The following is a 14482-nucleotide window of genomic DNA, read 5'->3' as shown; positions in this document are numbered from 1 at the left end:
GCGGCCTCACGTGTCCTGGCGGGACCGCTCCGTGGCGGCCCGCCGCAGCACCTCCGCCGTCTCCGGGTCGGCCGGGAAGAACGACTCGATGGCCAGCTCCGCCAGCGTGATGTCCACGGGCGTGCCGAACACGGTGGTGGTGCTGAAGAGCGACAGCCGCCCCAGCGACGAGCGCACGCGCAGGGGCACCACCACGCCCGCGAAGTCGCGCTCCTTCGCCTCCCCGGCCGCCTCCGGCACCGGATAGCCCTTGAGCTCCTCCAGCAGCGCCGCGAGCGTTGCGTCCGCCGTGACATCCACCTGCCGGTGCAGCCGCGTGAGGACGTGGTCTCGCCACTGGCGCAGGTTCTCGATGCGCGGCGCGAGCCCGGACGGATGCAGGCTCAACCGCAGGACGTTGACGGGCGGCTGGAGCACTTCCGGGGGCAGGTCCGACAGCAGCACGGCCACCGCGCGGTTCGCGGTGACGAGCGTCCAGTGCCGGTCCACCGCGAGCGCCGGATACGGCTCATGCCCCGCGAGCACCAATTCCACGGCCTCGCGCGTGGCCCGCAGCGCGGGGTCGTCCAGGGGGCGCTCGGCGTAGACGGGCGCGAAGCCCGCGGCCACCAGCAGTCCGTTGCGGTCGCGCAGGGGCACGTCCAGTTCCTCCGCCAGGTGCAGCAACATGTCCCGGCTGGGCTGGGAGCGGCCGGTTTCCAGGAAGCTCACGTGACGGGTGGAGACCTCCGCGCGCAACGCGAGATCCATCTGGCTCAGGCCCCGCCGCTGTCGCCAGCCGCGCAGCAGCTCTCCGACGGGGCGGCTCTGCTGAAGGCTCGTCATGGGCCGAAGATAGGGGGCGCACGTCATCGCTTCCATTCCCTCGGAGGTAATCGACAGCGCGCGGGCCGGCTCGCATCTTGGCCAACAACGACGGACGGCCCTTCGCGCCCATGCCGTCGCCTCCAACCTCCTTCAAGGGAACGGGTGTGCCATGAGCCTCAAGAACGTGTCGGGAAGTCTGTTGCGTCGCGCGCTGCTGCTGGACAGCGTCGCCAGTGGGGCCATGGGCCTGTTGATGGCGGCGGCCTCGGGCCCCCTGGGGCCCCTGCTGGGATTGGAGCCGGCGCTCCTGCGCACGGCGGGACTGGGGTTGATTCCGTTCGCCCTGCTGCTCGGGTATCTGGCGTCACGGGCCACCCTGCCCTCGTGGCCGGTATGGTTCGTGGTCGCCGTGAACGCGTTGTGGGTGGTGGACAGCGTGCTCCTGATGACCCACGGCCCCACGACCCCCACGGGGCTGGGGGTGCTGTTCGTCGCGGCGCAGGCGGCGGCGGTCGCGCTCTTCGCTGTGCTGGAGTACGCGGGCCTGCGGCGCGGCACCGCGGCCCTGGCCTGAGCGCGGGTGTCGGGTCCTCGCGGCGGCGCTTCACGTCGTGCCGCGCGGGCCCCCGGGCGTTGTTATCGTGAGGGGACATGGCCTCCTTCCTCCGCTCGTGGCTCATCGTCGCCGTCCTGTCCGCTGGAGCCTCCGGGTGCGCCACCCGGGGGAAGGACCTCGTGACGCTGCACTACGCCTGGCCGGAGCCGGCCACGATGCAGGTGGACCACACGGTGGATGTGCGGACGGACTGGAGCGACCGGACGACAGCGGAGCGCCGGTTCACGATGACCCTGGGCCCGGTGGACGACGCGGGCCAGCGACGGCTGTCGTTCCATGACGTGGAGATCCTCGAGTCCAAGGTCCCCATCTTCGTCGAGCCCCTGGCCACCGGGATCATCGACGCGCAGGGCGACTTCCAGGGGATTGATCCGCTGGAGGACACCCCGGCACTGGCCTTCCTGGACGCACTGCCCCTCAGTGCCCGGAAGAAGGCCCAGATGACCCGGGGCATGGCCGTCGGGCTGGAGCAGGCCATCCGGAACACGTGGAACCAGTGGGTGGGGAGCTGGCACGGGTCGCGCTACAAGCCGGGGAAGCAGGAGGTCCTTTCTTCGACGATGCAGGTGGGCACCGGCCGCAAGGAGCGCAAGGAAGTGCCCTCGGAGGAGCGACAGCGGCTGGACGTGGGGGTGCCCTGCTCCGACGCCGAACCGGAGCCGAGGTGCGCCCGCCTGCAGGTCGTGCGGGAACCTGTCGGACAGTCGGACAGGACGCCCGGAACCTACGCGCGGGTGGAGCTGGAGCTGGTGATGGACCCCACGACGCTGCTGCCGTACTCGTCGCGCGTCATCCGCATGGACCGCGTGGATTGGAACGGCCAGGGCGGCGAACCTGACTTCCACGAGTCCGTGCACGTGGAGCAATACACGTTCGTCCACGGCCTCATGCCCACGGCGGGACCGATGGCCGCCGTGTCCCCGCGTCAGCCCATGCCCACCTCGCCGAAGTAGTCCAGGAACGCCCGGATGCGCGCCGGCAGGTGCCTCGCGGGATCGAGGAACACCGCGTGGAACACGACGGTGTCCCCGGGGTTGCGCTCCTCCAGCACCGCGACGAGCCTTCCGGCCGCCACGTCCTCGCGCACCTGGAACGCCGCGATGCGCGCGAGGCCCGCCCCCACGAGCGCCAGTTGCCGCAGCGCCTCACCGTCGCTGGCCTGCACGGTGCCGGCGCAGGGCACGTTCACGACGGCGCCACGCTCCACCACCGGCCAGTGTTCCAGGGTGGGCATGTGGCTGGCGCCCATGCGGTTGTGGCGCTCCAGCTCCGCGACCGTCTTCGGCGCACACATGCGCTTCAGGTAGTCGGGCGAGGCGACGATCATCTTGCGCGACTCCCCCAGCCTGCGCGCGATGAGGTTGGAGGACTTGAGCGGGCCCGCGCGGATGGCCACGTCCGCGCGCTCCTCCAGCAGGTCCACCACCTGATCCGTGAGCGCGATGTCCAGGGTGATACCCGGATTGCGGGCGAGGAACGCGGGCACCCGGGGCAAGAGGAAGTGCGTGCCATAGGGGACGTTGGTGTTGATGCGCACGCGGCCCGACGGCGCCTCGTTGGTGGCGACGCCGCGCTCGGCCTCCTCCAGCTCCGCGAGCACCTGCACGCTGCGCTCGTAGAAGACACAGCCCTCCGAGGTGAGCTGGAAGCCCCGGGTGTTGCGGTGGAGGAGGCGGGCCCCCAGGCGGGCTTCCAACCGGGCGACGAGCTTGCTGACCGCCGACGGCGTCATCCGCAGCGTGCGCGCCGCGGCGGAGAACCCCTCCTGTTCGACGACCCGGACGAAGACTTCCATCTCTCCGGAGCGGTTGATGTCCAGACGCGCCATGGAATTGAACTCACAAGTGCTGTGCTCGCGGGTGCTCTATCCGGTGCCACCGCCCACGAATACTAGACCTCTTGCGGCCACGGCAGTGTTCCCACAGCGGGCCGCATGGAGGACATCATGCAAGCACGCAAGAACGTGGCCCTGGTCGTCGGGGCGCAGGGCATCGCGGGGCTCAGCCTCATCGACCATCTGGAGAAGCTCGGAGGCTGGGAGGTCATCGGCCTGTCCCGCCGTGGAGGTGAAGCGCGGGAGCACGTGCGCTTCATCTCGGTGGATCTGCTCGACAAGGCGGACAGCCACCGGAAGCTGGGCGAGCTGTCCCACGTGACGCACATCTTCTACGCCGCCTATCAGGACCGGCCGACGCCCGTGGAGTTGGTGGCGCCCAACCTCGCCATGCTCGTCAACGTGGTGGATGCGGTGGAGCCCGTAGCGAAGGGCCTCCAGCACATCAACCTGATGCAGGGCTACAAGGTCTACGGCGCGCACCTGGGCCCGTTCAAGACGCCGGCCCGGGAGACGGATGCGCACCACATGCCTCCCGAGTTCAACGTGGAGCAGCAGGACTTCCTGGAGCGGCGTCAGCAGGGCAAGGCGTGGACGTGGTCGGCCCTCCGCCCGTCCGTCGTGGTCGGCTACGCGATGGGCACGCCGATGAACGCGGGGCTGGCCATCGCCGTCTACGCCTCCATGTCGAAGGAGCTGGGCCTCCCCCTGCGCTTCCCCGGGCCTCCGGCCGCGTACGACATCCTCCTGGACGTCACCGACGCGCGACTGCTGGGGCACGCGATGCTGTGGGCGGCGACGGACCCGAAGGCGGCCAACCAGGCTTTCAATATCAACAATGGGGACCAGTTCCGGTGGAGCGAGCTGTGGCCGAAGATCGCTCGCATGTTCGAGATGGAGGTGGCCCCTCCCCTGCCCCTGTCGCTCGTCGACGTGATGTCGGACAAGGGCCCGCTCTGGGACGCGATGGTGGCGAAGCACGGGCTCGCGCGAAATTCGTACGCGGATGTGTCGCCGTGGCGCCATGCCCACGGGGTGTTCTCCACGACGTTCGACTTCCTCGCGGACACGTCCAAGGCGCGCAGGTTCGGGTTCCAGGAACACATCGAGTCGGAGGTGATGTTCCGCGAGCTCTTCGCCGACCTGCGCCGCCGCAAGGTCATTCCCTGAGCGGCCCTCCGCGGCACGGGAGCGCCGTGGCGGAGGTCCCACGAGGCCCATGCGTGCAGGCACCGGCGCTCAGAGCACGACCTGGGCCTTGAGGATCTCCTCCAGCAGCGGCACCGCCTTCGCGCCCTGGTTGTCATCCACCAGGAGCGCGGCGCTCACGTAGCGGCGGAAGGCTCCTTCGGAGGTCCCCGCAGCGGGCAGCGCCGTCGCCTGTGATTCGAGCGAACGCTCACAGGCGTGGATGACCCGCGTGTGCAGGTAGCGCGACAGGTCCAGGAACAGCGTGTTCGACGGCGCCTGCCGGGCCCAGGCCAGGACCTCCTGGCAGTAGGCCGTGCCGCCGTCGCCCTTCATGTACGCGCGATAGCCGTCATAGGAGGGGGCACCGGACGCGCCCACGTCCGCGTAGTGGCGCGCGCTGATGAACCGCAGCTGCCCGTCCCCGGCCGCCTCCACCTGGGACTTCCACTCCGGCAACTGGCGCGCCCGGGCCAGCGCCCGGAGGTACTGGTCGAAGTTGTCCTTGAGGTGGAGCAGGTGCTCCGGCAGCCAGTTGTCCGTGAAGGGCCGCAGCTCCCGCTCCGCGTCCGGGATGGGCACCAGCGCCAGCGCCGTCATCCCGTACGAGGCCCGCAGGTTCGGCTCCACCGCGGGATCCAACGCGCCCCGGGCCAGCGCCCGACGCACCTCCGCCTCCGGCGTCGCCTGACGGAACGCGTAGACGTGGCCGTGCTCGAAGAAGTCACTCTGGAAGAGCGACGCGAAGCCCGCGCGCAGCAGCGCCGAGTGGATGTGCCGCACCGGCACGAAGGGCTCCGGCTGCTCCAACCCCGTGGTGATGTGGAAGTCCCACAGGTTGGTGTTCATCTGGAGCACCCCGTCCGGCGCCAGCCGCGCCAGCGCCAGGGAGAAGAACTCCTGGCTGACACAGTGGGCGGGGATCTGCTCCCCGGAGAAGATGTCCACGACGATGTAGTCGTACTCCTGGGTGTCCTCCCGCAGGAAGAGCCGCGCGTCCTCCACCACCCGGCGCACGTTGGGGCTGCGCATCGCCGGCAGGTAGCGCTGCGCCAGGTCCATCACCAACGGGTCGATCTCCACCGCCGTGATTTTCGCCTGGGGGTTCGCCTCCAGGATGGCGGACACCACCCCGCCCAGCGCGGTCCCCAGGATGAGGTAGCGCCCGGCCCCTCGGGAGAGGCCCACGTTCGCGTACGCCGTGGTGAACTGATCCTTCAGCGGCCGGCCCGGGTAGACGGTGGAGTGCACGTAGTCGCGCGACGGCATGAACTCCAGCTTCTCGTCCCCGTCGTCGTCCTGGGTGCGGAAGATCTTCACGTTCCCGTAGAGCGACTCCGATTCGAAGACCGGGCGCGCCGACGCCGCGGAGGCCCGCGCGGCCCAGGCGTCGTGCGCCACGGGCGTGGCCACCGCCGCCGCGATCACCACCACCCCCGCGAGCGCGGCCACGGGCGCGCGCTTGCGCACCAGCACCAGGCCCGTCACCACCACCAGCCCCAGCGACCCGATGAAGATGCCCAGCGTCGTGGGCACGCCCAGGAGCGGGATGAGCACGAAGGAAGGCAGGGTCGTGCCCACGATGCTGCCCACGTTGGACACCGCCATCAGGTTGCCCGCCGTGGCCCCCACCCCGCGCGCGTTCGTGGCCAGCAGCCGGATGAGGAACGGCGAGACGTGGCTCAACGCCAGCATGGGCGCCATGTAGAAGATCAGCGTGGCCACAGCCGGCGGCACCAGGTGCCCAGCGAGTCCGCTGGAGAAGACCTTGCGCAGGCCGAAGCTGAAATCCAGCAGCGGTTCGGACAGCAGCCCGCCCGTCACCCAGACATACACCACGGCCAGGGAGATGACCCCGAGCAGGAATTCCAGCGAAGCATTGCGTTGGGAGAACCGTCCCCCCAGGTAATAGCCCCCCGACAGCGCGATCATCACCAGCGCGAGCAGGACACCCGTCACATAGATGGATGAGCCGAACGTGGTCTGGAGCACCCGGAAGGCACACATCTCCAGCAGCATGACATTGAAGCCCCCCAGGAACGCGAGCCCATGCAGATAGACCGAGAACAGACGTGAAACCGGCGGTGACTCAGCGGAAGTAGACATGTCCAACATCCAGGGCAGAGAGGAAAAACAGCCAGGAACCAATGCATTCGCTGTCCGCGACCACGGACTCGCGGTGACTCAAACAAACGTGTCAGACATTCAGTCCATCATGCGGTGCACCCACAAAAGGCAGAACATCCATGGCAGACTCCCAACCCCATTGAAGTCGCGAAACAACGTGAGCAACCCATCTCCATGACAAGTACGCAGACATCGCGCCCGGGCCTGACGACGTTCGGGGTGTTGTGGTTGGGCCAGCTCGTGTCCATCCTGGGCTCGGGTCTGACATCCTTCGCGCTGGGCATCTGGGTGTATGAGCAGACCGGGTCCGTCACCCAGTTCGCGACGATGACCCTGTGCGCGGTGGCGCCCATCGTGCTGCTGTCGCCGGTGGCGGGCGTGGTGGTGGACCGGTGGGATCGCAAGCGGGTGATGCTGGCCAGCGACACGCTGGCGGCGCTGAGCACGCTGAGCCTGCTGGTGCTGTACTCCGGCGGGAACCTGCGGCTGTGGCACGTGTACCTGGGCGTGTGCCTGACGGCCGTGGCGGAGTCCTTCCAGGAGCCGGCGTTCATGGCGGCCTCCACGGTGCTCGTTCCCGAGCGCCACCTGGGACGGGCCAGCGGGATGGTGCAGCTTGCGCAGGCGGCGGGCCGCACGCTCGCCCCACCCCTGGCGGGATTGCTGCTGCTGCACCATGGCCTGGGCACGGTGATGACCCTGGACCTTGCGGGGTTCGGGATCGCGGTGGTGACGAACCTGCTCGTGCGCGTGCCCCGGCCGACGCGCAGCGCCCAGGGCGAGCAGCAGGCGCGGGAGAGCCTGGGCTCCAACCTCACGTTCGGAATGCGCTACATCTTCCAGCGGCCCGGGCTGCTGGGCCTGCTGGCCTTCTTCTCCATCGTGAACCTCACGCTGGGGCTGGCGGAGATCCTGGTGACGCCGCTGGTGCTCAAGGCGTTCACCCCGACGCTGCTGGGCCAGGTGCTCGCCTGCAGCGGCGTGGGCCTGCTGGTGGGCAGCGCGGTGATGACCCTCTGGGGAGGTCCGAAGCGGCGGCTCACCGGCATCGTGGGCGCGGGGCTCCTCTACGGGGTGAGCCTGACACTCGCGGGGCTCCAGCCATCGCTTCCGCTCATCGCGGCGGCGGCCTTCCTGCTGATGTTCTTCAACGCCCCCATCGCGAGTTGCAGCCAGGCGCTGTGGCTGTCGCTGGTGCCCGCCGACCTCCAGGGCCGCGTCTTCTCCGCGCGGATGGCGCTGGCGTGGTTCTCCACCCCGGTGGCGTACCTCATCGGAGGGCCGCTGGCGGACCACGTCTTCGAGCCCGCCATGCTCGCGGGCGGCGCGCTGGAGCCCGTGTTCGGCGGGCTGCTGGGTGCGGGCCCGGGCCGTGGCATCGCGCTGATGCTGGTGCTGATGGGCCTGCTGGCCGTGCTCGCCGCCATCGTGCTGTCCCTGTTCCGGCCCGCCCGCGAGTTGGAGTCCACCGACCCCTCCCCTTCCCCCCGCGCGGTCAGCCCCGTCTGAGCCATCCGCGCCCACCGGGCCCTTCACGGGCCCCGGGGTCCGCCCTGTCCGCACTGGAGCCTGCATGAACCCCTTCCCGTCCCCCTTCGCCGTGTCCCTGTCCGGAGCGGAGGCGCGCCCGTGAGCCCGCGCCTTCGCCATGCCCTGTGTCCCGACGAGCACCGGGCGCGCGCCGTGCTGTTCGGCGCCAACACGCAGGGGGCCGGCTTCTCCGAGAGCGTACGGGGACGGTCCGACGCGCCCCGGACGCTCTTCACCGCCGACTTCATGCGCGAGGCGGACAACGAATCCCCGTCCCTCACGGAGTCGCTGGAGGACGGGGACGGCCTGTTCGACGCGGGGAATCTTCCCGTGGAGGGGCTCGCGGTGGCCGCGCAGTTGTCCGTCGTGCGCGACCGCTTCGCCTCGCTGTTCCTTCGGGGACAGCGCGCCATTGGCGTGGGCGGGGACCACCACATCAAGTACGCCGCCCTGGCCGCGGTGAACGACGTGTTCGAGGACTGCGGCGTCGTCTACGTGGACGCCCATCCGGACTGCGCCCAGAGCGATGCGCTGGCCTTCGACTCCATCCTCCACCACGCCTGGAAGCTGCCCCATGTCCGGCCGGAGCGGACCAGCCTGTTCGGCATCCGGCAGGTGAACGCGCGCGAGCGCGAGGGACTGCGCGCCTGGAAGCCGGGCGTCATCCACGCCGTGGAGGTGGTGGAGCGGGGCCTGCCGGCGGTGCTCGAATCGATGGCCGCGCAGCTCGGCGGCGTGCGGCGCGTGTTCGTGTCCGTGGACCTGGACGGGCTCGCGCCCCACGAAGTTCCCGCCGTGGAGGCGCCCTACCCTGGCGGCCCCACGTTCCGCGAGCTGCTGGTGCTCCTGCGCGGGCTGGCCCGTCGCTACGAGCTGGTCGGGCTGGACGTCAGCGAGTTCATCCCCGAGCTGGATCCGGCACGGCTCACCGCGCTCGTCACCGCGCGGTTGGTGAAGGAGTTCGCGGCCCTCCCCTCGCCAGGCTGAGCGCGGGGGCTTCATGGCCGCGCCTCCACGGTGTGGGACGCAAAGAAGGAGCCCGTGCGGAGGGGCCCGAGCGAGCGGCGCAGGGCGTCCAGCGTCGGTGTCACCGCGCCCTCGCGCGAGGCGCGAAGCCGCACGGGCAAGGCCGGGGTTGAGCGCAGGCGCAGCTCCACGCGCCACTCCCCTCGCGGGGGATTCAACGCCAGGGCCGTGAAGGCGACGGCGTCCGCTGGGAGGGCGGGCAACTCCGGGCTCAGGGACCAGGAGACCAGCACCTCACGCGGGACCTCCAGGCGCAGGGATGCGCCCTCCTGCGCGGTGAGGAGCAGGGACACCTGTCGCTCCGCCCCGTGGTGTTCCACGCGCTCCACGGTGAGGCGTGGCGCCGTGAGCTCCGTCAGCGCGGGCTGTCCGGTGGGTTCGGGGGACGCGGAGGCCGGGACGGGGTGCGCCGATCCGGTGGCCCCTGGCTCCTGTCCGGACACCTGGGGCACGACGGCGTTCCACGGGAGGGAGCGCTCCGTCTGGGCCTGCTCGGACTGGGCTTCCGTGAGCCCCGGAACGAGCGTGCCGAGCGCCAGCCCATCCATGCTCTGGAGGATGAGGACGCTTCCGGACGCATTGGTCCGCTCCACCGCGTGCAGCCTTCGCGGATGCTCCGCGTCGTGAGGCGCCACGAGCGCCAGCGCCACCCACCCGCCCAGCGCGAGCCCCCCCACTGACAGCCCCGCGAGGCGACCACCTTCCGCCCACGGCAGCGCCGCGGGCACCAGCCACGCTCCCGCCAGCAGGGGCAGCGCCACCAGGAGCGCGATGGCCCCATCCAGGGGGAACGGCACCAGCAGGTGGCCCGTCAACGGGAGGGCCAGCAAGAGCAACCGCGACGCCGCCTGCGCCATCAGGCACAGCCCCGGAAGAAAGCCCAGCGCGAGCGCGACCCCGCTCCACCGGGGCCTCCGGGCCGCCACCAGGAGCGCACCCGCCCCTCCCAGCGCCCAGACCAGCAGCGGGTACGTCACGCCCACGCCGGCCGCCGTTCCCAGCACCGTGAAGCAGATACCCCAGGCGAGCGCTCCCCCCCAGCGCTCGAAGTGGCGCGAGTCCGCTGCCGCCCCGCGCCTGGCCGCGAACGCCGCCCATGCCGCTTCGCCCGCGAACACCCCCGCGACCGCGAGCGCCCCGTACGTGACGAGCCCCAGGGCTGGCGTGCCGTACCAGCCCTGCGGGCGCCCCAGCACGAACCCCACCAGCACCGCGCCCGCGAGCGGCAGCAGCGCCCCCAACACCCCGCCCACCCCCATCCAGACGAAGCCCCGCCCGAGCCCTCTCATGGACAGCAGGCCGCGACGCCGGGAGGCCTCGCACGCCCCCAGGAACAGGAGCGCCGCGCCCACCGCCAGTCCCACCGCTATCCGGGGCGGATACACGACCGTCCCCACCCCGAGCACATCGAAGAAGGTCACGGTCCCCGCTCCGGACGCCTGGGGCGGCAGGGGTCCCGCTGCGAGCCGGCGCACCAACGCCAGCACCGTGTCGCCGACATGCTGGAGCGTCCCCGGCGGCACGGCCTCCGGCCGATCCAACGACGTGTGGTACGCGTAGCCGCCCTCCACCAGCGCCAGGTCGAGCCCCGGAATGCCGCCTCCCACGTACTGCTCGAAGTCCGTGTAGAAGGGCGCCGCGCCACTCGCCATCACGTCCTGGCCCAGCACGGATGCGCTCGGGGATGGCACCGCGTCCGCGTACGCCTCCAGCAACCCCTGGGCGCCGGGGCTCGCGCGGAAGAGGACCAGCCGGCCGCCGACGCCCACGCCCTCCAGGTTGATGAACGCCTTCACGTCCCGCGCCCACGGATGGCGCAGGAAGCCCGCCGCGCCCAGGCGGCCGTCCTCCTCGCCGCCGTTGAGGTTGAGCAGCACCGTGTGGCGCGGACGCGGTCCCGCGCTCAGCGCCCGCAACACCTCCACCGCCGCGGCCACGGCCAGGGCGTTGTCTCCCGCGCCCGGACTCTCCTCTGGACTGTCGTAGTGCGCGGACACCAGCACCGCGTCCGCGCTCTCTCCGGGCAGCCGCGCCAGCACGTTCACCGTGCGGAAGAGGATGAGACTGCCCTCGTCCACCACGGAGGCCTCCGCGTCCTGCACCACCACCTCCACGCCCGGCAGCGCACGCAGCCGCTCCACCAGCAGAGCCACCGCACGCTGCGCCGCGGGTGAGCCCAACGGGCGCGGCTCCTCCGCCAGCGCTCGCACCAACGGCAGCGCTCGCGCCTCCGAGAACACTTCGGGCGCGACTCCCGCCGGGCGCGGCTCCACCGGACAGCGCGCCACCCACGCCGCTCCCAGCACCGTCACCAGCACGGCGAATACGCCGGCCCCACGGCCCGCACGCACAGCGAAGACACTGGCCCCCCGGCGAGCGCTCACCACGCGTAGCTCGCCTTCAGCAGCACCGTGTCCGAGCGCGGTCCCAGCCCCAGCCCTTGCGGCCCGAGCGACCTTCGGCCCGCGTCCGCCCCTTCCAGAAGCGGCTCCTCCTGCGCTCGCGAGTAGATGAAATAGAGCGTGGAGCCCACGTGGTACTCCCACCGCGCCACCACGTTCACGTTGAGCGCCGCCGTGTGGAAGCTGGGGTCCTCCACGTCCGTCACCGGCTGGAGGTCGCGCAGCCGCACCGTCCCGTCCTCGGGGATTCGCGCCGCGTAGAACGGGCCGTACGGGCCCAGGCCCGTGAGCAGTTGCACCCGCGCCTGCAGGGTGAGCCGGGGCGTGACGACCACGAGCTGTTTGAGCGTCAGCGTGAGGAAGCGCGGCACCAGCTCCGCGAAGAGCAGCCGTCCATCCTCCGTCTCCCCCGTCCACCGGGGGCCGTCCTGCGTGGCCTCGTACGACACGTCCACGTCCGTCTGGAGCCGGGGCATGGGACGCCACGACACGCCTGCGCTCATCGACTTGCCCACCCGGCCCGGCGAGGCGCCGTTCCGGGTGGTGCGGTCCACGTAGCCCTCCAGCTTCAGCGCCAGCGGCCGCAGCGGATCCGTCTCCAGCCCGCAGGTGACGTAGCCGAAATCCGGCAGCTCGTACGCCAACCCCCGCCCCGGAATCTCCCGCAGGTCGCGGCGATCCGTCTCCACGCCCGCGTCACAGAACAGCGTGCTGAAGTCCGGCAGCACGCCCTCCAACGTCAGGTCCAGCCCGCGCGACAGGGGCAACCCCCTCGCATCCGTGGACCAGCCCCCTTGCGCACGCACGCCCAGCCACAGCTCCGGGAAGATGCCCCACCGCGAACCGCGCCCGTACTGCACGTGGGCCGACACCTTCTGCTGGTTCTGGAGCGGCTGGAAGCCGGACGCGTTCAGATCCAACGTGGGCGACTCGTACTCGTACGTCAGCGTGGTGCGCCACGGCTCGCCGCCCAGCTTCCCGCCGCGCAGGTAGGCCCCGAAGCCCAGGTCCCCCGGACGCAGCAGCGTCCCGTCGCGCAAGAGCAGCCCCTCGGGTCCACCGCCCGTCACCCGCGACGCGTCCACCTGTCCGGACACGGCGAAGACCCCGTCCGCCGTGCGCAGCCGGAAGTCCGCCGCCGCAGCCTGTCCCCCGCGCACAACACACGGTGGCTCATCCGGCAGCGGCGTCCCCTGGCACTTCGAGGACAGCGGGCTCGCCGCCGTCACCATCAGGCCCAACTGCTGGCCTTGAGCCACCTCCGCGCGCAACACGCCCGCGAGCGAGTTCATGGGCGGCGGCACCACGCGCGGCAACGTGGCCTGCGAGGCGAAGTGCAGCGGACGTGCCCACTGGAAGCGGTAGCCCCGCGCCGGGGTGGTCCCCAACGCCGGGGCGCCCAGGGAGACGGCGTTCAAGAGCCCCACCTGCACGCCGTCACTCACGGTGCCCACCAGCTTCACCGCGCCCAGAAGCGGTTGATCCAGGCCCACGCGCCGCGAATAGAAGAGCGTCTGCGCGGAGCGCCCCGCCTGCGCGCCCACCGGCTGGAACAGCTCCAGCCCCTCCAGGAAGAAGGGGCGCTTCTCCGGGAAGAACACCTCCGACGTGCTCAGGTTCACCAACAGCTCGTCCGCCTCCACCTGGCCGAAGTCCGGGTTGAACGTGCCCGTGAGCGACAGGTCGCTGGCGAGCGCGGCCTGGAAGTCCAACCCCACGTCCGCGGAGGGCTCCACCGACGACACTCCACCCAGCGGCACCTCGGTGCGGCTCGCGGTGATCCGGCTGGCCACGTAGGGCGTCAACATCAGCCTGCGCTGGTGGTGCACGCCTTCCAGCCCCTGGAAGTCCGCGAAGCGCGACACGAGCGCGTTGGCCTCACGCGGGATGACGGTGGAGTCCACCTGCTCGTGCGTCCGGGCCATCTGCCGGCGGACGTGGAAGCCCCACGTCTGCACCGGCGCCTCCGGGAAGCGCAGGACGGACAGGGGCACGCGCAGCTCCGCGGTCCACCCCTCCTGCGTGACGGTGGCCTCGCCCTCCCAGACGGCGTCCCAGTCCTTCGCCTCCGTGGTGTCCTCGGTGAGCCGCGCGTCCTCCAACGTGCCGCCGGCGTTGATGGAGAATAGGTAGGCGGTGGCCCGGTCCCTCAGGGTGTCCACCATCACCGTCACCATGTCCGAGGGCGGGATGGCGTCGCGCCGGCCCAGGCTCCGGCGGATGAGTGCGGGCTGGCGATCAAAGGCGGTGATGCCCACGTAGAGGTTGCGCTCGTCGTGGAGGATGCGCACCTCGGTGCGCTCCCCGGGCTCGGCTCCCGGCGTGGGGAAGCTCTGCACGAAGCCCGAGTACACCGGCGCCGCGGCCCACGCGGGCTCGTCCAGCACCCCGTCCACCGCCACGGCGACCTGGGTGCGCGCCGCCCGGAAGACGGCGGGCACACGCGGGCCCTCCGCCGCCTGGGCCGGCAACGCCAGCGCGAGCCAGAGCCCCGCCAGCCACCCTCCTGCGAACCTCACCACCCGCTTCACGTTGGTTTCCTTCCAGCGTGCGCGCGGTCTCCGTCCCCACGGGCCGGGGACCGCGCAGCACGAGTCCTCAGGCGTAGGTTTCGCGGTCCACGTCGACGTTCAAGATGACCCGGTTGCGATCCGAGCGCTGCCACACCTCGTGGTACTGGGTGTCGTCGAAGACGAAGCAGCGCCCCTCCTCCCAGGAGATGAACTCCCGCCGCACGCGCGGCGACTTGGCGAGCACCTCCGGGAACGCGCGCTCGATGAAGAAGAGCGTGTTGAGGTAGTACAGCTCCTCGCGGCCGGACTCCGACGCCAGCGCGGCGGGCGCGGCCTCTCCGTTCGCCGTGAGCACGCCCTGCGCCTGGAGCCGGGCGAAGGTTTCGTCGAACACCGGCGAGGCGGGGCGCGGCGTCGCGTCCCGGTACGGCAGGCAGAA

11 protein-coding genes are annotated in these 14482 nt (G+C 71.1%); 5 read left to right on the top strand and 6 right to left on the bottom strand.

Annotation, left to right across the window (positions count from 1 at the left end; genetic code table 11):
* Window positions 1-6: 6 nt before the first annotated feature.
* Window positions 7-825: a helix-turn-helix domain-containing protein gene (locus OV208_RS13265; RefSeq protein WP_267574195.1), complete on the bottom strand. Its 819-nt coding sequence runs from the start codon at window positions 823-825 to the stop codon at window positions 7-9.
* Between the two features lie 151 nt (window positions 826-976).
* On the opposite strand from OV208_RS13265, the gene OV208_RS13260 reads away from it, so the two are divergent.
* Both OV208_RS13260 and OV208_RS13255 read left to right on the top strand, forming a co-directional pair.
* Window positions 977-1381, top strand: coding sequence for a hypothetical protein (locus tag OV208_RS13260; protein WP_267574194.1), 405 nt, complete (start codon window positions 977-979; stop codon window positions 1379-1381).
* A gap of 77 nt (window positions 1382-1458) precedes the next feature.
* Window positions 1459-2376, top strand: a complete 918-nt coding sequence (locus OV208_RS13255; protein ID WP_267574193.1) for a hypothetical protein — start codon at window positions 1459-1461, stop codon at window positions 2374-2376.
* Here OV208_RS13255 and OV208_RS13250 read toward each other — a convergent pair.
* Window positions 2349-3251 (bottom strand): LysR substrate-binding domain-containing protein, encoded by a 903-nt coding sequence (locus OV208_RS13250; protein WP_267574192.1) that lies wholly within the window; start codon window positions 3249-3251, stop codon window positions 2349-2351. The genes OV208_RS13255 and OV208_RS13250 overlap by 28 nt on opposite strands.
* A gap of 117 nt (window positions 3252-3368) precedes the next feature.
* Here OV208_RS13250 and OV208_RS13245 point away from each other — a divergent pair, with 117 nt between their 5' ends.
* Window positions 3369-4427 (top strand): SDR family oxidoreductase, encoded by a 1059-nt coding sequence (locus OV208_RS13245; RefSeq protein WP_267574191.1) that lies wholly within the window; start codon window positions 3369-3371, stop codon window positions 4425-4427.
* 69 nt (window positions 4428-4496) lie between these two features.
* Here OV208_RS13245 and OV208_RS13240 read toward each other — a convergent pair whose 3' ends face one another.
* Window positions 4497-6551: a fused MFS/spermidine synthase gene (locus OV208_RS13240; RefSeq protein ID WP_267574190.1), complete on the bottom strand. Its 2055-nt coding sequence runs from the start codon at window positions 6549-6551 to the stop codon at window positions 4497-4499.
* Window positions 6552-6746: 195 nt separating this feature from the next.
* On the opposite strand from OV208_RS13240, the gene OV208_RS13235 reads away from it, so the two are divergent.
* Window positions 6747-8081: an MFS transporter gene (locus OV208_RS13235; protein WP_267574189.1), complete on the top strand. Its 1335-nt coding sequence runs from the start codon at window positions 6747-6749 to the stop codon at window positions 8079-8081.
* Window positions 8082-8201: 120 nt separating this feature from the next.
* Entirely contained in the window at window positions 8202-9089 is an 888-nt protein-coding gene (locus OV208_RS13230) for an arginase family protein (RefSeq protein WP_267574188.1), read from the top strand.
* Between the two features lie 11 nt (window positions 9090-9100).
* Here the strand turns inward: OV208_RS13230 and OV208_RS13225 are convergent, their stop codons facing one another.
* From OV208_RS13225 to OV208_RS13215, 3 genes are all read right to left on the bottom strand, one after another.
* Window positions 9101-11512, bottom strand: a complete 2412-nt coding sequence (locus tag OV208_RS13225) for a M28 family peptidase (RefSeq protein ID WP_267574187.1) — start codon at window positions 11510-11512, stop codon at window positions 9101-9103.
* Window positions 11509-14061: a DUF5916 domain-containing protein gene (locus OV208_RS13220; protein ID WP_267574186.1), complete on the bottom strand. Its 2553-nt coding sequence runs from the start codon at window positions 14059-14061 to the stop codon at window positions 11509-11511. The genes OV208_RS13225 and OV208_RS13220 overlap by 4 nt, the downstream gene beginning before the upstream one ends.
* A 67-nt stretch (window positions 14062-14128) precedes the next feature.
* Window positions 14129-14437, bottom strand: coding sequence for an aspartyl/asparaginyl beta-hydroxylase domain-containing protein (locus OV208_RS13215; RefSeq protein ID WP_267574185.1), 309 nt, complete (start codon window positions 14435-14437; stop codon window positions 14129-14131).
* Between the last annotated feature and the right edge of the window lie 45 nt (window positions 14438-14482).

The sequence above is a fragment of the Corallococcus sp. bb12-1 genome (assembly GCF_026626765.1).
GTDB classification, from domain to species: domain Bacteria; phylum Myxococcota; class Myxococcia; order Myxococcales; family Myxococcaceae; genus Corallococcus; species Corallococcus terminator.
This window is presented reverse-complemented; position numbering and strand designations above follow the sequence as displayed.